Here is a 19,792-nt window from a genome sequence, read left to right as displayed (position 1 = left end):
ATAGTCATGCCATCCAGGAGGAGGGTTTTCCATGGCTGTACGTGTGGCGGTGGCCGGAGCGAGTGGGTACGCGGGCGGAGAGCTGCTGCGCCTGCTCCTCGCGCACCCCGAGATCGAGATCGGTGCCCTGACCGGCAACTCCAACGCCGGTCAGCGGCTCGGCGCGCTCCAGCCGCACCTGCTGCCGCTGGCCGACCGCGTCCTGGAGGCGACGACGCCCGAGGTGCTCGCCGGGCAGGGCCGACGGCATGACGTGGTCTTCCTCGCGCTGCCGCACGGACAGTCCGCCGCCGTCGCCGAGCAGCTCGGACCGGACGTGCTGGTCGTGGACATGGGCGCCGACTTCCGGCTGAGGGACGCCGCCGACTGGGAGAAGTTCTACGGCTCCCCGCACGCCGGTACCTGGCCCTACGGCCTGCCCGAGCTGCCGGGCGCCCGCGCGGCGCTGGAGGGGGCCAAGCGCGTCGCGGTGCCCGGTTGCTACCCGACCGCCGTGTCGCTGGCCCTCTTCCCGGCCTACGCCGCGGCGCTCGCCGAGCCCGAGGCCGTGATCGTCGCCGCCTCCGGCACCTCCGGCGCGGGCAAGGCGGCCAAGCCGCACCTGCTCGGCAGCGAGGTCATGGGCTCCATGTCGCCGTACGGCGTCGGCGGCGGCCACCGGCACACCCCCGAGATGATCCAGAACCTCGGCGCGGTCGCCGGCGAGCCGGTCTCCGTCTCCTTCACCCCCACCCTCGCGCCGATGCCCCGCGGCATCCTCGCCACGTGCACCGCCAAGGCGAAGCCCGGTGTCACCGCCGAGTCCGTCCGCGCCGCCTACGAGAAGGCCTTCGCCGACGAGCCCTTCGTGCACCTCCTGCCCGAGGGCCAGTGGCCGGCGACCGCGTCCGTCCACGGTTCCAACGCCGTTCAGGTGCAGGTCGCGTACGACGCCGCCGCGGGCCGCATCATCGCCATCAGCGCCATCGACAACCTGGCCAAGGGCACCGCGGGCGGTGCCGTCCAGAGCATGAACATCGCCCTCGGTCTCGACGAGACCACCGGACTGACGACGATCGGAGTCGCGCCGTGAGTGTGACGGCAGCAAAGGGGTTCACGGCGGCCGGTATCGCCGCCGGAATCAAGGAGAGCGGCAACCCCGACCTGGCCCTCGTGGTCAACACCGGCCCCCGCCGCGCCGCCGCGGGCGTCTTCACCTCCAACCGCGTCAAGGCCGCGCCGGTCCTGTGGTCCGAGCAGGTGCTCAAGAGCGGGCAGCTGTCCGCGGTCGTCCTCAACTCCGGCGGCGCCAACGCCTGCACCGGCCCCAAGGGCTTCCAGGACACCCACGCCACCGCCGAGAAGGCCGCCGAGGTGCTCGGCGTGGGCGCGGGCGAGGTCGCCGTCTGCTCGACGGGACTGATCGGCGTACCGCTGCCCATGGACAAGCTGCTCCCGGGCGTCGAGACCGCCGCCGGCCGGCTCTCCGAGCACGGCGGCGAGAAGGCCGCCATCGCCATCAAGACCACCGACACCGTGCACAAGACCTCCGTCGTCACCAAGGGCGGCTGGACCGTCGGCGGCATGGCCAAGGGCGCCGGCATGCTCGCGCCGGGCCTCGCCACCATGCTCGTCGTCCTCACCACCGACGCCGACCTGGAGACCGGGGTGCTCGACCGCGCCCTGCGCGACGCCACCCGGGTCACCTTCGACCGCGTCGACTCCGACGGCTGCATGTCCACCAACGACACGGTGCTGCTGCTCGCCTCGGGCGCCGCGGGCGTCACCCCGGAGTACGCAGACTTCGCCGAGGCCGTACGCACCGTCTGCGACGACCTCGGGCAGCAGCTCATCCGGGACGCCGAGGGCGCCAGCAAGGACATCAAGGTCGAGGTCGTGAACGCCGCGACCGAGGACGACGCCGTCCAGGTCGGCCGCACCATCGCCCGCAACAACCTCCTCAAGTGCGCCATCCACGGCGAGGACCCCAACTGGGGCCGCGTGCTCTCCGCGATCGGCACGACCTCCGCCGCCTTCGAGCCCGACCGCCTGAACGTCGCCATCAACGGCGTCTGGGTCTGCAAGGACGGCGGCGTCGGCGAGGACCGCGACCTGGTCGACATGCGCTACCGCGAGGTCCACATCGTCGCCGACCTGGCCGCCGGTGACGCCACCGCCACCATCTGGACCAACGACCTCACCGCCGACTACGTCCACGAGAACAGCGCGTACAGCTCATGAGCACGACGAGGAAACACACCGCGCTCCCCAAGGCCCAGATCCTCATCGAGGCACTGCCCTGGCTGACCCGGCACCACGGGAAGACCGTCGTCATCAAGTTCGGCGGCAACGCCATGATCGACGAGGACCTGAAGGCCGCCTTCGCCCAGGACGTCGTCTTCCTGCGCCACGCCGGCCTCAAGCCCGTCGTCGTGCACGGCGGCGGCCCGCAGATCAGCGCCGCCCTCGACAAGCACGGCATCGTCAGCGAGTTCAAGGCCGGCCTGCGCGTCACCACCGAGGACGCCATGGACGTCGTACGGATGGTGCTGGCCGGGCAGGTGCAGCGCGAGCTGGTCGGACTGCTCAACCAGCACGGCCCGTTCGCCGTCGGCCTCACCGGCGAGGACGCGCACACCATCACCGCCACCAGGCACCGGCCCGAGATAGACGGCGAGCTCGTCGACATCGGGCGGGTGGGTGAGATCACCGAGATCGACACCGGCGCCATCGAGGCGCTGCTCGCCGACGGCCGTATCCCGGTCGTCTCGTCGATCGCCCGTTCCCAGGACGATGGACATGTCTACAACGTCAATGCTGATACGGCGGCTGCGGCACTCGCTGCGGCGCTCGGCGCCGAGACTCTCATGGTCCTCACCGACGTCGAGGGCCTCTACGAGGACTGGCCGGACTCGGACGAGGTGATCAGCCGCCTCACCGCGTCCCAGCTGGAGAAACTGCTGCCCGAGCTGTCCAGCGGCATGGTGCCGAAGATGGAGGGCTGCCTGCACGCCGTGCGGGGCGGCGTCACCACCGCCCGGGTCATCGACGGCCGGGTCCAGCACTCGATCCTGCTGGAGATCTTCACCGACGAAGGCATCGGCACGATGGTCGTGCCGGACGAACAGGGGGAGTCGTGAGCAGCACAGGGGCGACCGTGAGCAACGAACAGCTGACCGAGCGGTGGCAGGGCGCGCTCATGAACAACTACGGCACCCCGCGCCTGCCCCTGGTGCGCGGTGCGGGTTCCCGGCTCTGGGACGCCGACGGCAAGGAGTACCTGGACTTCGTCGGCGGCATCGCGGTCAACGCGCTCGGCCACGCCCACCCGGCGGTGGTCGAGGCGGTGAGCCGGCAGATCGCCTCCCTCGGCCACGTCTCCAACCTCTTCATCGCCGAGCCGCCCGTCGTGCTCGCCGAACGGCTCCTCCAGCGCTTCGGCCGCGACGGCAGGGTCTTCTTCTGCAACTCCGGTGCCGAGGCCAACGAGGGCGCCTTCAAGATCGGCCGGCTGACCGGGCGGCCGCACATGGTCGCCACCGACGGCGGCTTCCACGGCCGGACCATGGGCGCCCTGGCGCTGACCGGCCAGCCCGGCAAGCAGGAACCGTTCCGGCCGCTGCCCGGCGACGTCACCCACGTACCGTACGGCGACCCGCAGGCGCTGGCCGCCGCGGTCACCGAGGACACCGCCCTCGTCGTCATCGAGCCCATCCAGGGCGAGAACGGCGTCGTCGTCCCGCCGCCCGGCTACCTGAAGGCGGCCCGGGCCATCACCGCCGCCACCGGGGCGCTGCTGGTGCTCGACGAGGTGCAGACCGGGATCGGCCGGACCGGGCACTGGTTCGAGTACCAGGCCCACGAGGGCGTCCTGCCGGACGTCGTCACCCTCGCCAAGGGCCTCGGCGGCGGACTGCCGCTGGGCGCCACGGTCGCCTTCGGACGCGCCGCCGAACTCCTCCGGCCCGGCCAGCACGGCACGACCTTCGGCGGCAACCCGGTCGCCTGCGCCGCCGGACTCGCCGTCCTCGACACCATCGCGGACGAGGGACTGCTGGACAACGTCAAGCGGCAGAGCGAGAAGATCCGCGGTGCGGTCGAGGCGCTCGGCCACCCCTTGGTCGGCCACGTCCGGGGCGCGGGTCTCCTTCTGGGTATCGTGCTCACCGAGCCGCTCGCACCCCGGGTGCAGCAGGCGGCTCAGGACGCCGGAATCCTGGTGAACGCGCCCGCACCCGATGTCGTACGGCTGATGCCCGCGCTGAACCTCGGCGACGACGTGGTGAACGCGTTCCTCGGGGCGCTTCCCGGCATCCTTGACCAGGCCCACGCGGCCCACGGGGACGGACGATCCGGAGAATGAGACGACGATGAGCCATGCGCAGGAGCACGAGCAGACGGCCGGGCCCGCCCTTCCGCAGACCCGCACCGCACGCCACCGCCGGATCGTGGACATCCTCAACCGGCAGGCGGTGCGCTCGCAGAGCCAGCTGGCGAAGCTGCTCGCCGACGACGGGCTGACCGTCACCCAGGCGACGCTCTCCCGGGATCTGGACGAGCTGAACGCGGTGAAGATCCGCAACACCGACGGCGACCTCATCTACGCGGTGCCCAGCGAGGGCGGCTTCCGTACCCCGCGGGCCCCGCTCGGGGGGTCGGCGAAGGAGGAGCGGATGCGGCGGCTCTCCGCGGAGCTGCTGATCTCCGCGGAGGCGTCGGCGAACCTCGTGGTCCTGCGCACCCCTCCGGGTGCGGCGCAGTTCCTCGCCTCGGCGATCGACCAGGCGGAGCTGCACGACATCCTGGGCACCATCGCGGGTGACGACACGCTGCTGCTGATCAGCAGGGAGCCGACGGGCGGTCAGGCCCTGGCGGACCATCTGCTGCGGCTGGCTCAGAACGGGCACTGAGCGCCGCGGCGGCTTCTCCTGTCCGTCGGCCGCGGACCGTGCGCGGCTGGCCGCGCGGTTCCCCGCGGCGCTTCAGGGCGCCCCGGCCGGGACCGTCGGGTGCCACCGCGGGCGCGGCCGCGGGCGAAGGCGTCCGGCCGGGCGGCACCGCCGGTCGCTGACCGACGCCACTCATCCCAGCCACCCCGCCAGACCCCTCGTGCACAGCGCCTCGTCCCCCGCCGTGACCAACAGCGCCTCGACCCCGCCGAGGGACTCCAGCCACCGCAGCCCCTTCCTCGACCCCATCGCGAACGCCGCCGTCGCCCAGCAGTCCGCCCAGGTCAGCCGGGGCGCCACCACCGTCACGGACACCAGGTCGGTCACCGCGGAGCACCCGGTGCGCGGATCGACGACGTGCGCGCCCCGCTCCGCGCTGCCGGACGTCGCCACGGCCAGCTCGGCCGCCCCCGCGGCGGAGACGACGGCCGCCAGTCCGCCCGGACGCAGCGGATCCGACACACCGACCCGCCACGGCCGCCCCGCCCCCGGCGTCCCGAGCACCTGCACGTCCCCGCCCCCGTTGACGCTGACGCCGAGCGCACCGGCCGCCGCGATCCCCCGGGCGGCACGCTCCACGGCCCAGCCCTTGACGATCCCGGTCGGGTCCGGCGGGCCCCGGTACGACGTGCTGAACCAGCCGCCGCTCACCCGCTCCGCCTCGGCCGCCAGCTCCAGCACCTCGCCGACTTCGGGCGCGCACGCGTCGACGGTCAGTTCACCGCGCGCCAGACGGGAGACCTGGCTGTCCTCCCGGTAGGTGCTGAACACCTCGTCGGCCCGGCGCAGCCCCGCGACCGCCTCGTCCAGTGCCGTCCGTACGGACGCGGGTTCCCCGCCGCGGACGTCGAAGGAGAAGACGGTCCCCATCGTCTCCTCCACGTGACGCACCGGGGCGGGAGCCCGCGCGGATCCGGCCACGGTGTCAGCCGCCGGCCCGGTCCAGTGCCGACTGCAACGACTGTCTGTATCCGGCGCTGGTGTAGGTGGCGCCGGAGACGGTGTCGATGTCGGCGCTGCCGGCGGTGACGGCGGCCCGGTTGAGTCGGGGCACGGCGTCGGCGGTGATCCGGCCGCTCTTCCCGCCCTCGGGTGCCCGCACGGCCTCGGCGCGGGTGATCTTCCCGCCGTTCACCGTGAGCCGGACCTGCACGGGCCCGTACGGGGTGCCGGCCGCGTCCCCCGTGACCGTGCCGGCCCCCGCGTCCCGGCCGCCCTGCGGCGACCGCGCGGCCACCGGCGGGGCCGCGCCGCCGGCCGCCGAGGCGGAACCCGGGTCGGACGCCGGTTTCAGCGACAGCAGCAGCACGATGCCGGACACGGTCGCGGCGCCGGCGAGCACGGCACGCCGGACGGGGTGGCTCTTCCTCATCTGTCCTGGACTCCTGACGTCCGTCGCTCACATCTCGAACGACTCGTGATGGATACGGCGGGCGGGGACCCCCGCGCCGCGCAGTGCCTCGTACACCGACCGGGCGAAGCCGGGCGGCCCGCACAGGAAGACGTCGTGACGCTCGACGTCCGGGATCTTGCGGCTCAGGGTCTGGGCGGAGATGTCGGGACGCTCCCCGTCCGGGCTGTTGACGGCGTACATCAGCCGGGCCCCGCGCTCGTCGGCGATCCCGGCGAGCTCGTCCCACAGCGCCAGGTCCTGGGTGCTGTTGGCCCGGTAGAGCAGGGTGATGTCGCCGGACGCCCCGGGCAGCGTCTCGAACAGCGCCCGCATCGGGGTGATCCCCACCCCGCCCGCCACCAGCAGCACCTTGCCGCGGCTGCGGCGCTGCGCGGTCAGGGCGCCGTACGGGCCCTCCGCCCACACCCGGGTGCCGGGCGCGAGCTCGCGCAGCCGGGCGCTGTGGTCGCCGATCGCCTTCACGGTGATCCGCAGCATGTCCGGGCGCGGCGCCGCCGACAGCGAGTACGGGTGGGAGCTGAACCGCATCCCGGGCGCCAGGAACCGCCAGCGGAAGAACTGCCCGGCCTCCGCGCCCATCCGGTGCAGCCGGCGCCCGCCGATCAGCACCGACACGATCCCGGGCGTCTCCTCGATCACCGCCTCGACCCGCATCCGGTGCCGCAGGTTGAGGCGGACGGGGGTCAGGACGCGGTACCAGAGCACGAGCGCGGTCACCGACCCGTACAGCGCGTACCAGACGGTCCTGGCGACCGGCTCGACGGCGAAGTCGTTGCCGGTGGTCAGCTGGTGCCAGAAGGTCAGGAACACCGCCACGTAGGTGAGCAGGTGCACGTGGTACCAGGCGTCGTACGGGACCCGGCGCCGGACCGGGCCGATGGACGACAGGCCGATGAGGACCAGCAGCCCGGTGCCGAGGGCCGCCTTGCCCATGTCCGGCAGCTGGTTCACGGAGTCGATCGTCTGCTGCACGATGCCGCCCAGGCCTCTGCCTGCCTGGGCGGCGTAGCCCCACATGATCAGGACGACGTGGGCGAGGACCAGGCAGAGGGTGTAGCGGCCGGTCATGGCGTGCCAGCGGGCGACCCGGTCGGAGCCCACCCGCCGCTCCAGCGCGGGCACCCGCGCCATCTGGAGCACCACGAGCGCCATCAGGTACCCGGCGAGCAGGCCGGTGATCCGGCCCGCGTTCAGGATCATGCCGGTCCGGTCGGAGATGGCGGGCGTGTTGTGCCACCACAGCCACAACACGCCCGCCGCGCCCGCCCACACGGCGAGCAGCAGGGGGACGGCGGGGGAGCGGCGCGGACGGATGCGCCGCATGGTCTGACGGCGGGCGGCACGGCCGCCGGCGAGCGTGGTGGTCACGGTTCCTCCGTGGGGACTCGGCCCTTGACCCACGGATACGCGCCGCACCGCCCCGGCGTTCAGCCGGCTCCCGGTACTCCTGCCGCCGCTCGGTGCTCCCGGTACTCCTGCCGCCGCTCAGTAGCGCGTGATCGCCGTCGCCCCGCCGGCCGTGCCGATCGCGATGTGCGGCCGGGCGGCCGGGTCGGCCCACCGCAGGATGCGGCGCATCGCCTCCGCCGGCACCGAAACGCAACCGGCCGTCGCGCCACGCCCGTTGACGTGCAGGAAGATCCCGGCGCCGCGTCCGCGCACCGGGCGGTGGTAGTTGAAGCCGACGACCAGGGCGTGCGCGTACTGCGCCGGGTAGGTGATCAGGTGCTCGGCCTCGGCGGCGCGGCAGTCCGCGGGGCGCGGTTCGGTCCAGCGGTTGTAGGAGCGGGAGGCGGTGTCCTGGCACCACCAGGAGTCCTGGCGCACCGGGCGGTACGGGTACGACGTCCCGCGCGGCGCCGCCGCGACACCGAAGGCGTACGGCAGGTCGTACAGCCCGGTCGGTGTGGTGTTCGTGCCCTGTTCGCGCGTCGCTCCGTCGGCCGGCCCGCCGGCGCCGAAGCGGGCGGGCGCGGAACCGGCCTTCACCCACCGGCCGCCGCCCCGGCCACCGTCCCTGCGGTCCCACCAGGTGACCCGGCCCTCGGTCGAGCCGGTCCCCGGTGCCACCGCGGTGATCAGCTGGCTGCCGCCGCCGGTGTCCGCCATCCGGGCCGGCAGCGGCCGGGGCGGGGGCCCGCCGGGGGGCGCGGCACCGAGCACGAGGAGGGAGGCGGAGACGAGGGCGGCGACGACACCGGGGCGCATGGCTCAGACGGTAGACGGGGGCAGCGGCAACGGCAGCCCGGGGAGGCCGTCCAGGCTGGTGGCGATGTGCTCCTTCTTGGTGAAGTACGCGCTGAGCGAGGCGTCGTCCTCGCGCGCGAAACGCTTGCCGTGCAGGTCCCGGTCGGACTCGTACGCCATGAAGGGGACGGCGTAGCCGCAGGAGTCGCGGACCAGTTCGGCGGTCACGACGATGATCGCGCGCAGCCCGTGCGCGCTGGTGTCGATGTCCGGGAAGTGGGTGAGCAGCTCCGGGAAGCGGGGGTCGTCGCGGAAGACCGGCTCGCCGCGGCCGTGCACCCGGACGATGTTCGGCGGCCCCTGGAAGGCGCACCACATCAGCGTGATCCGTCCGTTCTCGCGCAGGTGGGCGACGGTCTCGGCGGTGGAGCCGGCGAAGTCGAGGTAGGCCACGGTGAGTTCGTCGAGCACGGCGAAGCTGCCGGTGAGACCCTTCGGGGACAGGTTGACCGTGCCGTCGCCGGACAAGGGCGCGGTGGCGGTGAAGAAAAGGGGCTGTGCCTCGATGAAGGAGCGGAGTCTGCCGTCTATGCGTTCGTAGGTCTTTCCCATGTCTAACGATTATGGGTGCTGTTCGTGCGCTTGTCCGAAGAAGCTCTGACGTTCCCGTCATCCGGACGCCGCCGCCGCGCCGCCGCCGGACGAAGCCGTGGCCGTCCCGGCCGGCGTTTCGCGGGACGGCCACGGCGCCTGCGCCCGGCCAGGGGTACGAAGAAGAGGGTCCGTGCGTTCACGGCCCCGTCGAATTGACGAATCATGCATAGCTCTGCATACTCATGCATGCCGCCGGAGGTAACCGTGCGGAGGCGGTGGCACATCAACGGCCCTGAGGAGCGACCCAAGTGAGCAGCAACAGCGGTGACGTCCGGCTCTGGGGCGGCCGTTTCGCCGACGGCCCCGCCGAGGCCCTGGCGAAGCTGTCCGCGTCCGTCCACTTCGACTGGCGGCTCGCCCCCTACGACATCGCCGGCTCGCGGGCCCACGCGCGCGTGCTGCACGCGGCCGGGCTGCTCACCGAGGACGAGCTGACCCGGATGACCGCCGGCCTCGACCGGCTCGAAGCGGACGTCGCCGACGGCTCTTTCACCGGCACCATCGCCGACGAGGACGTCCACACCGCCCTCGAGCGCGGCCTGCTGGAGCGGCTCGGCCCCGACCTCGGCGGCAAACTGCGCGCCGGGCGGTCCCGCAACGACCAGGTGGCGACCCTCTTCCGCATGTACCTGCGCGACCACGCCCGGACCGTCGGCGGTCTGATCGCCGACCTCCAGGACGCGCTCATCGGCCTCGCCGAGGCCCACCCGGACGTGGCGATGCCCGGCCGCACCCATCTCCAGCACGCCCAGCCGGTGCTCTTCGCCCACCACGTCCTCGCCCACGTCCAGGCGCTGTCCCGGGACGCGGAGCGGCTGCGCCAGTGGGACCGGCGCACGGCGGTGTCGCCGTACGGCTCGGGCGCCCTGGCCGGTTCCTCCCTCGGCCTGGACCCGGAGGCGGTCGCCAAGGACCTCGGCTTCGAGCACGGCAGCGCCGGCAACTCCATCGACGGCACGGCCTCCCGCGACTTCGTCGCCGAGTTCGCCTTCATCACCGCGATGATCGGCGTGAACGTCTCCCGGATCGCCGAGGAGATCATCATCTGGAACACGAAGGAGTTCTCCTTCGTGACCCTGCACGACGCCTTCTCCACCGGCTCGTCGATCATGCCGCAGAAGAAGAACCCCGACATCGCCGAGCTGGCGCGCGGCAAGTCGGGCCGCCTGATCGGCAACCTCACCGGCCTGATGGCCACCCTCAAGGCCCTCCCGCTCGCGTACAACCGCGACCTCCAGGAGGACAAGGAGCCGGTCTTCGACTCCATCGACCAGCTGGAGGTCCTGCTCCCCGCCTTCACCGGCATGATGGCCACCCTCACCGTGCACCGCGAGCGCATGGAGGAACTGGCCCCGGCCGGGTTCTCCCTCGCCACCGACATCGCCGAGTGGCTCGTCAAGCAGGGCGTGCCGTTCCGCGTCGCACACGAGGTGGCCGGCGAGTGCGTGAAGGCGGCCGAGGCCGAGGGCAAGGAGCTGGACGAGCTCACCGACGAGCAGTTCGCGAAGATCTCCGCCCATCTCACCCCCGAGGTGCGTACCGTCCTCAACGTCCCCGGAGCCCTGGCCTCCCGCAGCGGCCGTGGCGGTACGGCGCCCAGCGCGGTCGCCGTCCAGCTCGCCGAGGTGAAGGCCGACGTGGCCGGCCAGCACGCGTGGGCGGACGCCGAGCGATAGCCGCCGGTGTGCCGGCAGGGCATCGCGGTTACGTTGGTCGCCGGGGCCTGTCCGCCCGACGGACCCCGGCTTCAGCACCCGACCGAACGGAGCCCGCGATGCCCTTCGCCCGCCTGGCCGCGGCGACCACCCCCACCTGCCACATCGGCCTGGGGCTCGCCGCCGTAGGCCGCCCCGGCTACATCAACCTCGGCCGCGACCGGGACCTGCCGGCCGACCGCGGCGTCGAGGTGATGCGCGAGCGCACCCACGACCTGCTCGACGCCGCCTACGCGCAGGGTGTCCGGTACTTCGACGCGGCCCGCTCCTACGGGCGCTCGGAGGAGTTCCTCGCCGACTGGCTCAGGGGCCGCCCGGACGTCGACGACGTGGTCGTCGGCAGCAAATGGGGCTACACCTACACGGCCGACTGGTCGGCCGACGCCGAGCGGCACGAGGTCAAGGACCACGGCGTCGCGACGTACGAGCGCCAGCACGCCGAGACCGGCGCCCTGCTCGGCGACCGGCTCGACCTCTACCAGATCCACTCCCTCACCCCCGACAGCCCGGCGCTCACCGACAAGGAACTGCACGCGAAGCTCGCCGAAGCCGCCGCGGGCGGTGTCACCGTCGGCTTCTCCACCAGCGGCCCCGCCCAGGCGGACACCATCCGCGCCGCGCTCGCGGTGACCGTCGACGGCGAACCCCTCTTCCGTACCGTGCAGTCGACGTACAACGTGCTGGAGACCTCCGCCGGGCCCGCGCTGGCCGAGGCGCACGAGGCCGGGCTCACCGTGATCGTCAAGGAGGGCATGGCCAACGGCCGTCTCGCGGAGCCCCACGCGCCCAGTGCCCTGGCGGCCGTCGCGGAGGAGACGGCCCTGGGCTGTGACGCGGTCGCCCTCGCCATGGTTCTGCGCCGGCCCTGGGCGGGCGTCGTCCTCTCCGGCGCCGCGACCGTGAACCAGCTCGGCTCGAACCTGCACGCCGCCGTCGTCGACCTCGACGACGACCAGGTGGCCCGCCTCGACGCACTCGTCGAGGACCCGCACGCCTACTGGGAGCGGCGCGGGCGGCTCCCCTGGCACTGAGCACCGAGCCCCCACCGCGGGGGGCGGGCAGCTGTCCCGTACGGATGTCGGCAAGCCGTGTCGCGCCGCCCTGTGGGGTGAGTCACGCATAGCCCGCATGAGACAAGCATGTCTCATGCGGGCTATCCTTGTCTCATGACTGTTGATCGAGACCAGGTACTGCGCAGCGCGGCGGCCCTGCTGGCCCGCAGAGCCACCGCGACCATGGACGAGGTCGCCAGGGCGGCCGGGCTGAGCCGTGCCACGCTGCACCGGCACTTCGCCGGGCGCGACGCCCTCGTCCGGGCGCTGGAGTCGCTCGGCATCGCCGAGTGCGAGGCCGCCCTCGACGCGGCCCGCCTGGACGACGGGCCGGCGGCCGACGCGGTGCGCCGGCTCGTGCGCGAGATCGAGCCCTCCGCCGGTCTGCTCGCCTTCCTCTACACCGAGAACCAGCTGTTCGAGGGCGAGGAGCAGAACGAGGGCTGGGCCCGCATCGACGCCCGGATGGCCGCGGTGTTCCGCCGCGGCCAGGAGAACGGCGAGTTCCGCATCGACCTCACCCCGGCCTGGCTCACCGAGGCGCTCTACGGGCTGCTGGCCTCCGGCGCCTGGGCGGTGACCGAGGGCCGCGTGGCCCGCAACGACCTGACCCACATGATCGTCGAGCTGCTGCTCGGCGGCGCACTTCGGAGAGAGTGAACCATGACCCGCACCCTGCAGCCGGCCCGGTCGACCGAGGCGGTGAAGCGCCCAGGCCGCTGGCTGGCGCTGTCCGTCCTCGTACTGGCCGTGCTGCTGGTGGCCGTCGACGCGACCGTTCTCGGTCTCGCGACCCCCTACATCAGTGAGGATCTCGCCCCCTCCGGCACCCAGTTGCTCTGGATCGGCGACGTCTACTCCTTCGTCATCGCCGGTCTGCTCGTCTCCATGGGCAGCCTCGGCGACCGCATCGGCCGCAAGCGGATCCTGCTCGTGGGCGCCACGGCGTTCGGCGCGATATCGGTCTTCAACGCCTACGCGTCCACGCCCGAGCTGATGATCGTCGCCCGGGCCCTGCTCGGCGTCGCGGGCGCCACCCTGATGCCCGCCACCCTCGCCCTGATCCGCAACCTCTTCCACGACCCGCGCGAACGCAGCCTCGCCGTCGGCATCTGGGGCGCCACGGCCTCGGCCGGCGCGGCGGTCGGCCCGGTCGTCGGAGGGTTCCTGCTGGAGCACTTCTGGTGGGGCTCGGTCTTCCTGATCAACCTGCCGGTGATGGCCGTCCTGGTCGTCGTCGGCATCAAGCTGCTGCCCGAGTCCCGCAACCCGGACCCGGGCCCGTGGGACCTGCTCAGCGTCGTGCTCTCGCTGATCGGCATGGTCGGTGTCGTGTACGCCGTCAAGGAGGCCGCCGCGCACGGCTTCGCGTGGGCCACGCTCGCCGCGGGGCTGCTGGGCGCCGCCGCGCTGTACGGGTTCGTCCGCCGCCAGCTGACCATGCCGGCACCGCTGCTCGACATGCGGCTGTTCCGCAGCCGCGGCTTCAGCGGCGCGGTGCTGGCCGACCTGCTGACCATCCTGGGCCTGTCGGGGCTGGTGTTCTTCCTCTCCCAGTACCTGCAACTCGTGCAGGGCAGGCGGCCGTTCGAGGCGGGCCTGGCCGAACTGCCCGCCGCCGTCGGCGCGGTGGTGGCGGGCCTGATCGCCGGCCGCGCGGCCCGGCGCTTCTCGGTACGTGCCGTGGTCAGCGGCGGACTCGCCGCCATCGGCCTCGCACTGGCGGCGCTGACCGTCATCGGCCAGCACACCGGCTACCCGCTGCTCGGTGCGGTCCTGCTCGTCGTCGGCGTGGGCGCCGGGTTCTCGTTCACCGTCACCGCCGACGTGATCCTGTCCAGCGTGCCGGGCGAGCAGGCGGGAGCCGCCTCCGCGGTCTCCGAGACGGCGTACGAACTCGGTGCCGCCCTCGGCATCGCGGTGCTCGGCTCCATCGTGACCGGCGTCTACCGCGACTTCACCGGCCCGGACGGCACCCCCGCCGCGGCGCACGAGTCGCTGGGCGGCGCGGTGGAGGCGGCCGCCGGCCTCCCGGCCCCGTCGGCCGAGGCCCTGCTGGACGCCGCCCGCCAGGCCTTCGTCGACGGCCTGGCCCTCGCGGCGGGCGTCGGCGCCACCGTCCTCCTGGCCGCCGCCGTGGCCTCCTGGTTCCTGCTGCGGGGCCAGCGCCTGGAGGACGGGGCGGAGCACCCGTAGGGAGCCGGCCGGGGCGTGCCCTCCGGCCGGCCGGACCGGCTGCGCGGGAACACCCGCCGTGACCGTCGGCTGCGCGCCGGCCCCGACGCTTCCGCTCATCACCGCGTCCTTCGAGACACCGGTGCGACAGGGGACGCCGTCAGGCGCCCACCACGCACGGACGGCGGGCCGCTCACCGCGGCCCGCCGTCCCTCTCCGTCGTTGCGGCCCTACGCCGCCTTCGCCTTGCTCGCGTACATGTCCACGTACTCCTGGCCGGACAGCCGCATGACCTCGGTCATCACGGAGTCGGTCACGGCCCGCAGGACATAGCGGTCGCGGTCCATGCCCTCGTAGCGGGAGAACTCCATCGCCTCGCCGAAGCGCACCGTGACCTTGCCCGGCCGGGGCAGGCCGGCGCCGCCCGGCTGGAGCTTGTCGGTGCCGATCACCGCGAACGGGACGACGGGGGCGCCGGTCATCAGGGTGAGCCGGGCGATGCCGGTGCGGCCGCGGTAGAGACGGCCGTCGGGGGAGCGGGTGCCCTCGGGGTAGATGCCGAAGACCTTGCCCTCGTCCAGTACGCGGCGTCCGGTCATCAGGGCCGCGACTCCGCCCCGCCCGCCGTCGCGGTCGACCGGGATCATGCCGACGCCGGTGAAGAACCAGGCCATCAGCCGGCCCTTGAGGCCCTTGCCGGTGACGTACTCGTCCTTGCCGATGAAGAAGACCTGCCGGTCGCAGGTCAGGGGCATGATCACCGAGTCGATGAAGGTGAGGTGGTTGCCGGCCAGGATCACCGGGCCGTCGCCCGGGATGTTCTCCACGCCCTCCACCCGTGGGCGGAACATCAGGCGCATGATCGGGCCGAGCACTGCCTTGATGAGCGCGAAGCGGGACAACGGGTCCTCCGGTGTCGGGGATGCGGTATGAGTCTGTGCAGGTGAGGACATTACTCGCGGCCGACGGGATCACGCACGTCGGGCCGTCCGGGTCCTACGCGGTGTTGACGCGCGTTCACCTGCGGTGCAGGGTGTTGCGGGGCCGTGACGCCCGCACGAGGATGTGAGGCAGGTCGCGTCCACAGGGGAAGGCGACGCGTGCCGGTCCTCGCCGTACTCGCCGTGCTCCGTGCCGTCATGGCCGCCGCCGTCACCGTCCTGGTCCGCAGGGACCGGCGTCGTCGGTCCGGGGACCGGACACCGACCGGATCGAAACACGGACGACGAGCGGACCGCGCGAGGCGCGCCGCTGGAGCCGTGCCGCGACCCCTTTCTCCGTGGCCACGGGGCTCGTCGGGCACCGCCACGACGAACGCGGCCACTGACCGCGTACCCCGCCCGGCCGACACGAAGCCGACGGAACGTCAGACGTCCCGTCCCGACGGCCCCTCCAGGCCCGTACGACTCATACGACACGCCCCGGCACCCGCGTGTTCCGGTCGCGGTCTCCCGCTCGTCATGTACGCGCCCCTACGATCGGCCCGCACCGACGGTCAACGGCAGGAGGCCCTGATGGGAACGCAGGAGTCGGACGAGCAGGCGGGCGGCACCGGACGGCGGGCGCTCCTCGGAGCAGCGGTGCTCGGTGCGGGCGGAGCCGTACTCGGCCTGTCCGGCACGGCGAGAGCCGCCGACCCGCGGCACGGCGGCGGTCGCGGCGGCGGCGTCAAGAGCCTGCCCGTCCCCACGGTCATCGGCCACCGCGGCGCCAGCGGCCACCGCCCCGAGCACACCTTCGGCGCCTACGAACTCGCCCTCGACATGGGCGCCGACATCGTCGAGGCGGGCGACCTGGTCCCGACCAGGGACGGTCACCTCGTCTGCCGGCACGAGCCGGAGATCGGCGGCACCACGGACGTCGCCGACCACCCCGAGTTCGCCGACCGCAAGCGCACCAAGCTGCTCGACGGCGTCTCGGTCACCGGCTGGTTCACCGAGGACTTCACGCTCGCCGAGCTCAAGACCCTCCGCGCCACCGAGCGCATCCCGGCCAACCGCCCGCACAACACCCTCTACGACGGCCGCTGGGAGATTCCCACCTTCGAAGAGGTGCTCCGCTGGCAGAACGAGCAGACGCGCAGGCGCGGCAAGCAGGTCTGGATCTACCCCGAACTCAAGCACCCGACCTACTTCCGCAAGCTGGGCCTGGGTACGGAGGAGCGGCTCGCGCGGCTGCTGCGCAAGTACGGCAAGGACCGGAAGAACTCGCCCGTCATCATCCAGTCCTTCGAGCCCACCAGCATCCAGCGGATGAACAGGCTCGTCGGCAACCCCCTCGCCGTCCTGCTGTCCGGCGCGAAGAGCCGCCCCTGGGACTTCGTCGAGAACGGCGACCCGCGCACGACCGCCGACCTGATCACGCCGAAGGGCCTGAAGGAGATCGCCTCCTACGCGCAGGGCATCGGCCCGACCCTGGACCTGATCATCCCGAGGGACTCCGCCGGCCGGCTCACCGAGCCGACCACGCTCGTCCGCGACGCGCACCGCGCGGGCCTGATCCTGCACCCGTACACGATGCGCAACGAGAACCCCTTCCTCCCCGCCGACTTCCGCAAGGGCAGCGACCCCGACGCCTACGGCGACGTCTTCGGCGCGTTCCGCGCCTACTTCGCCACCGGCATCGACGGCGTCTTCACCGACCACCCGGACACCGGTGTGCTGGCCCGCGAGGACTTCGTCAACAGCTGAGCCACCGCCCCCGGTTGGGGTGACCTTCGGCCGCCCGGGCAACCGCCGCCCGGGCGGCCGCGTCGCCCCGCACATGACCCATGACCTGGTCACCTCCCTGCATCCACTGCTCACCGCCGAGGCCTCGGCCGAGGCATATGCGTCCGGAGTCGAACCCGGCGATCTCGAACAGGCGGTCTGGCTGCGCCTGCTGGAGCGCCTGGAGGCCGACGGCCCGCCCCGCGACCCGCACCGCTGGCTGCGCAGCGCCGTCCGCCTCGAGGCCCGCCGCACCCGCCGTACGAGCCGCGACGAGCAGCCGTACGAGACCGAACCCGCCGGCGCCGCCGAGCACGAGCCCGAGCAGCTCGCGCTCGCCGCGGCCCGCCGCCGCACCCTGCGGGACGCCGTGCACCGGCTGCCCGGCCGCTGCCCCCGGCTGATGGAGGCCCTGTTGTCGCCGGAGGACCTCACATACCGGGAGATCGCGGGGGAGTTGGGTATCTCACAGGGCAGTCTTGGCCCGGAACGTTCCCGATGTCTGGGATGTCTGCGGCGATTGCTGTCGCCGGAGGTTGCGGCGTGCTGAGGACGGGGATAGGAGTGGGGGACCACAGCTGATCAGGTGAGCGGGAGGCATGCGCACATGGGCATGAGCGTGACCATCTCGGCGGCGGCCGAGCAGGATGCCGAGCAGATCTTCCGGTTGCAGTACCTCTGCTTCCAGAGCGAGGCGGCGCTGTACGGCAACTACCGCATCGACCCGCTCGTCCAGACCCTCGACTCCGTGCGCGAGGAGGTCGCGGCCGACTGCGTCTTCGTGGCGCGGCTCGGCGAGGAGGTCGTCGGCTCGGTGCGCGGCCGGTCGACCGAGGACGGCGCGGCGTCCATCGGAAAGCTGTGCGTCCATCCGCGGCTCCAGGGACACGGCATCGGCGCCCGCCTGCTGCGGGCCGCCGAGTCGGCGCTCGCCGAGGACCGGGGCGCCAAGCGCTTCCGCCTGCACACCGGGCACCGCAGCGAAGGCAACCTGCGGCTGTACCGGCGGGTCGGCTACGAGACGGTGGGAACGGCCGAGGGCGCGGACGGCGTCCCGATGATCGTCCTGGAGAAGCCGGCGGGGGCGTACGCGGCGACGGCGTGAGGGCCGGGCGCTCCCGGGGCGCGGGGACCCTGCCGATCCGCGGTCCCCGCCGCGTGGGTGCGAACCGCCGCGGAAGAGCGGCAGCCGCCTGACGGCCTCAGGCGGCTTCCCCGTCCCGCACGCCCTTCCGCAGCCAGTACAGCGCGGACAGCGGCAGCAGCACCGGGATGAAGACGTAGCCCATGCCGAAGTCGGACCAGACCGTCGCGTCGGCGAACGCCGACGGCTCGACCATGGACCACGTGCCGACGGCCAGCACGCCCACCAGCTCGGCCGCGCAGCAGACCTGTGCCGCCCTGCGGGCCGTCTCGCCGCCGCGTACCAGGGTGTACGTGATGAAGCCGTAGACGACGCCCGCGACCGCCGACAACGTGTAGGGGAGCGGCGCCCGGTCGAACTCGGTCGCGATCTGGTACGCGGACCGGGACACGGCGCCCACGACCATCACCCCGTACAGCCACACCAGCAGGATGCCGGGCCCGCCGATCAGGCGCGTCCGGCCCGGCCTCTCCCGCGTGGCCACCATCTCAGCCTCCCCAGATGTCATACAGCCGCACCTCCAGGACGGCGAGGACGACACCGCCGGCGGCGACCGTCACCGAGCCCCAGCGGGTGCGCTCGGCCAGCGACATGAACCCCGCCGCCGGAACACAGGCGAAGGCGCCCAGCAGATACGCCACGAAGATCGTCGTGCCCTGCTCCGGCTCCGCGCCCCCCGCCAGCCGCACGATCCCGATCACCAGCTGGACCAGCGCCAGCGCCGAGACCACGGCCATGCCGATGAAGTGCCAGTCCTTGGTCGGCTGGTCACGGTAGGCGGCCCAGCCGCACCAGGCGGCGAGCAGCAGCGCGGCGACGCCGGTCACCAGCGTCAGGACGTCAAGCATGGCAGCGACCCTATTACGCCCGAAAAGCCCCGCCGTCCCCGGCCCCGTCCGGCGGGGGCCGGTCGCGCCGTAGGGTCGAAGGCATGAAGATCCACGCCCAGGCCCTCCTGTTCGACAACGACGGCACCCTTGTCTCCTCTCTCGAATCCGTGCGCCGGTGCTGGACGCGGTGGGCCGGTGAGTACGGGATCACGGCGGCCGAGTTCGCGCGGGTCGAGCTGCACGGGCGGCCGGCCGCGGAGATAGCCGCCGACCTGCTGCCCGCCGAGGTCGTGCCGGAGGCCGTCGCGCGGATCGAGCAGCTGGAGGTCGAGGACGTACCGGACGGGGGCGTGCACCTGCTGCCCGGCACCTGGGAGTTCCTCGGCGCACTGCCGGCCGGCCGCTGGGCCGTCGTCACCTCGGCGACCCGGCGGCTCGCCGAGGCCCGGCTCGGCGCCGTCGGCATCCTGCCCAAGACGCTCGTCGCCGCCGACGACATCACCCGCGGCAAGCCCGACCCCGAGCCCTATCTGCTCGGCGCCCGTGCCCTGGGCGTCGACCCGGCGGCCTGCGTCGTCTTCGAGGACGCCCCCGCCGGGCTCCAGGCCGGCCGCGCCGCCGGCATGACCACCGTGGCGTTGGCCACAACCCACCGCGCCGACGAACTCGACGCCGACCTGGTGATCACCGACCTGTCCGACCTGTCGGCCCTGGTCACCGACACGGGAGTCGAGATCTCCGTCCGGGGCTGATCCGCGCCCCCGGTGGCCGGCCACCGGCCGGCCACCATCCACCGCTGTCCACTATTCGGACAGCGGTGTCCGGTCGGGACCGTGTGTCTGCTTTACTGATCGCATGAGCACGACGAGCGACCGCACCCCTGCGACCGAGGCGACGATGACGCCCGGTGCTCGTTGTACGTGTCGAATGTGCGCCTTCTAGAGGGCCCCTGCACCACCTGAGCCTCGCGCCCCGAAGCGAGCGC

At 72.9% G+C, this 19,792-nt stretch carries 21 protein-coding genes; 13 read left to right on the top strand and 8 right to left on the bottom strand.

The genetic code is table 11. The features are described 5' to 3' along the window. The first annotated feature begins 31 nt into the window (after positions 1-31). The 5 genes from argC to ACZ7G3_RS27250 are packed head-to-tail and all read left to right on the top strand — an operon-like array spanning position 32 to position 4,889. Positions 32-1,072 carry an N-acetyl-gamma-glutamyl-phosphate reductase gene (gene argC, locus ACZ7G3_RS27270; protein ID WP_470928616.1) on the top strand — a complete coding sequence of 347 codons (1,041 nt, stop codon included), beginning with the start codon at positions 32-34 and terminating at the stop codon, positions 1,070-1,072. Further along, complete coding sequence (gene argJ, locus ACZ7G3_RS27265) at positions 1,069-2,220, top strand: bifunctional glutamate N-acetyltransferase/amino-acid acetyltransferase ArgJ (protein ID WP_470928615.1); 1,152 nt, start codon at positions 1,069-1,071, stop codon at positions 2,218-2,220. The genes argC and argJ overlap by 4 nt, the downstream gene beginning before the upstream one ends. Beyond that, positions 2,217-3,119 (top strand): acetylglutamate kinase, encoded by a 903-nt coding sequence (gene argB, locus ACZ7G3_RS27260; RefSeq protein ID WP_426600850.1) that lies wholly within the window; start codon positions 2,217-2,219, stop codon positions 3,117-3,119. Before argJ ends, argB begins: the two co-directional genes overlap by 4 nt. A gap of 17 nt (positions 3,120-3,136) precedes the next feature. After that, positions 3,137-4,342: an acetylornithine transaminase gene (locus tag ACZ7G3_RS27255; protein WP_470928614.1), complete on the top strand. Its 1,206-nt coding sequence runs from the start codon at positions 3,137-3,139 to the stop codon at positions 4,340-4,342. Between the two features lie 7 nt (positions 4,343-4,349). After that, complete coding sequence (locus ACZ7G3_RS27250) at positions 4,350-4,889, top strand: arginine repressor (protein ID WP_426518722.1); 540 nt, start codon at positions 4,350-4,352, stop codon at positions 4,887-4,889. A gap of 171 nt (positions 4,890-5,060) precedes the next feature. Here the strand turns inward: ACZ7G3_RS27250 and ACZ7G3_RS27245 are convergent, their stop codons facing one another. The 5 genes from ACZ7G3_RS27245 to ACZ7G3_RS27225 form a co-directional block, all read right to left on the bottom strand. Continuing rightward, positions 5,061-5,798 carry an FAD:protein FMN transferase gene (locus ACZ7G3_RS27245; protein ID WP_470928613.1) on the bottom strand — a complete coding sequence of 246 codons (738 nt, stop codon included), beginning with the start codon at positions 5,796-5,798 and terminating at the stop codon, positions 5,061-5,063. A gap of 55 nt (positions 5,799-5,853) precedes the next feature. After that, the gene (locus ACZ7G3_RS27240; protein ID WP_426600847.1) at positions 5,854-6,300 is read right to left on the bottom strand and encodes an FMN-binding protein; all 447 of its coding nucleotides are present in this window, start codon (positions 6,298-6,300) and stop codon (positions 5,854-5,856) included. 27 nt (positions 6,301-6,327) lie between these two features. Further along, the gene (locus ACZ7G3_RS27235) at positions 6,328-7,710 is read right to left on the bottom strand and encodes a ferredoxin reductase family protein (protein ID WP_470928612.1); all 1,383 of its coding nucleotides are present in this window, start codon (positions 7,708-7,710) and stop codon (positions 6,328-6,330) included. A gap of 117 nt (positions 7,711-7,827) precedes the next feature. Continuing rightward, on the bottom strand, positions 7,828-8,550 hold the full coding sequence (locus ACZ7G3_RS27230) for a L,D-transpeptidase family protein (protein WP_470928611.1): 723 nt from the start codon (positions 8,548-8,550) through the stop codon (positions 7,828-7,830). A 3-nt stretch (positions 8,551-8,553) separates the two neighbouring features. Next, on the bottom strand, positions 8,554-9,141 hold the full coding sequence (locus ACZ7G3_RS27225; protein ID WP_426600844.1) for a pyridoxamine 5'-phosphate oxidase family protein: 588 nt from the start codon (positions 9,139-9,141) through the stop codon (positions 8,554-8,556). Between the two features lie 290 nt (positions 9,142-9,431). Here ACZ7G3_RS27225 and argH point away from each other — a divergent pair, with 290 nt between their 5' ends. The 4 genes from argH to ACZ7G3_RS27205 all read left to right on the top strand — a co-directional run bounded on the left by argH (position 9,432) and on the right by ACZ7G3_RS27205 (position 14,146). Further along, positions 9,432-10,859 carry an argininosuccinate lyase gene (gene argH / locus ACZ7G3_RS27220; RefSeq protein ID WP_426600843.1) on the top strand — a complete coding sequence of 476 codons (1,428 nt, stop codon included), beginning with the start codon at positions 9,432-9,434 and terminating at the stop codon, positions 10,857-10,859. A gap of 98 nt (positions 10,860-10,957) precedes the next feature. Further along, positions 10,958-11,929 carry an aldo/keto reductase gene (locus ACZ7G3_RS27215; RefSeq protein ID WP_426600842.1) on the top strand — a complete coding sequence of 324 codons (972 nt, stop codon included), beginning with the start codon at positions 10,958-10,960 and terminating at the stop codon, positions 11,927-11,929. A gap of 135 nt (positions 11,930-12,064) precedes the next feature. Continuing rightward, the gene (locus ACZ7G3_RS27210) at positions 12,065-12,610 is read left to right on the top strand and encodes a TetR/AcrR family transcriptional regulator (protein WP_470928610.1); all 546 of its coding nucleotides are present in this window, start codon (positions 12,065-12,067) and stop codon (positions 12,608-12,610) included. A 3-nt stretch (positions 12,611-12,613) separates the two neighbouring features. Further along, positions 12,614-14,146 carry an MFS transporter gene (locus tag ACZ7G3_RS27205; RefSeq protein WP_470928609.1) on the top strand — a complete coding sequence of 511 codons (1,533 nt, stop codon included), beginning with the start codon at positions 12,614-12,616 and terminating at the stop codon, positions 14,144-14,146. 209 nt (positions 14,147-14,355) lie between these two features. Here the strand turns inward: ACZ7G3_RS27205 and ACZ7G3_RS27200 are convergent, their stop codons facing one another. Continuing rightward, positions 14,356-15,027, bottom strand: coding sequence for a lysophospholipid acyltransferase family protein (locus tag ACZ7G3_RS27200; RefSeq protein ID WP_470928608.1), 672 nt, complete (start codon positions 15,025-15,027; stop codon positions 14,356-14,358). 612 nt (positions 15,028-15,639) lie between these two features. On the opposite strand from ACZ7G3_RS27200, the gene ACZ7G3_RS27195 reads away from it, so the two are divergent. The 3 genes from ACZ7G3_RS27195 (at position 15,640) to ACZ7G3_RS27185 (ending at position 17,938) form a co-directional block, all read left to right on the top strand. Continuing rightward, positions 15,640-16,815 carry a glycerophosphodiester phosphodiesterase gene (locus tag ACZ7G3_RS27195; protein ID WP_470928607.1) on the top strand — a complete coding sequence of 392 codons (1,176 nt, stop codon included), beginning with the start codon at positions 15,640-15,642 and terminating at the stop codon, positions 16,813-16,815. A 73-nt stretch (positions 16,816-16,888) separates the two neighbouring features. After that, positions 16,889-17,383, top strand: coding sequence for an RNA polymerase sigma factor (locus ACZ7G3_RS27190; protein ID WP_470928606.1), 495 nt, complete (start codon positions 16,889-16,891; stop codon positions 17,381-17,383). 57 nt (positions 17,384-17,440) lie between these two features. Next, the gene (locus ACZ7G3_RS27185) at positions 17,441-17,938 is read left to right on the top strand and encodes a GNAT family N-acetyltransferase (RefSeq protein WP_470928605.1); all 498 of its coding nucleotides are present in this window, start codon (positions 17,441-17,443) and stop codon (positions 17,936-17,938) included. Between the two features lie 97 nt (positions 17,939-18,035). Here ACZ7G3_RS27185 and ACZ7G3_RS27180 read toward each other — a convergent pair whose 3' ends face one another. Both ACZ7G3_RS27180 and ACZ7G3_RS27175 read right to left on the bottom strand, forming a co-directional pair. Continuing rightward, a complete protein-coding gene (locus ACZ7G3_RS27180) occupies positions 18,036-18,485 on the bottom strand; it encodes a hypothetical protein (RefSeq protein WP_470928604.1) in 450 nt (149 codons plus the stop codon). Beyond that, positions 18,466-18,825: a hypothetical protein gene (locus ACZ7G3_RS27175; RefSeq protein WP_426518745.1), complete on the bottom strand. Its 360-nt coding sequence runs from the start codon at positions 18,823-18,825 to the stop codon at positions 18,466-18,468. The genes ACZ7G3_RS27180 and ACZ7G3_RS27175 overlap by 20 nt, the downstream gene beginning before the upstream one ends. 83 nt (positions 18,826-18,908) lie before the next feature. Between ACZ7G3_RS27175 and ACZ7G3_RS27170 the strand changes: the two genes are divergently transcribed. Next, the gene (locus tag ACZ7G3_RS27170; protein WP_470928603.1) at positions 18,909-19,559 is read left to right on the top strand and encodes an HAD family hydrolase; all 651 of its coding nucleotides are present in this window, start codon (positions 18,909-18,911) and stop codon (positions 19,557-19,559) included. The last annotated feature ends 233 nt before the right edge of the window (positions 19,560-19,792 follow it).

The sequence above is a fragment of the Streptomyces sp. NPDC037271 genome, assembly GCF_055603605.1.
This window is presented reverse-complemented; position numbering and strand designations above follow the sequence as displayed.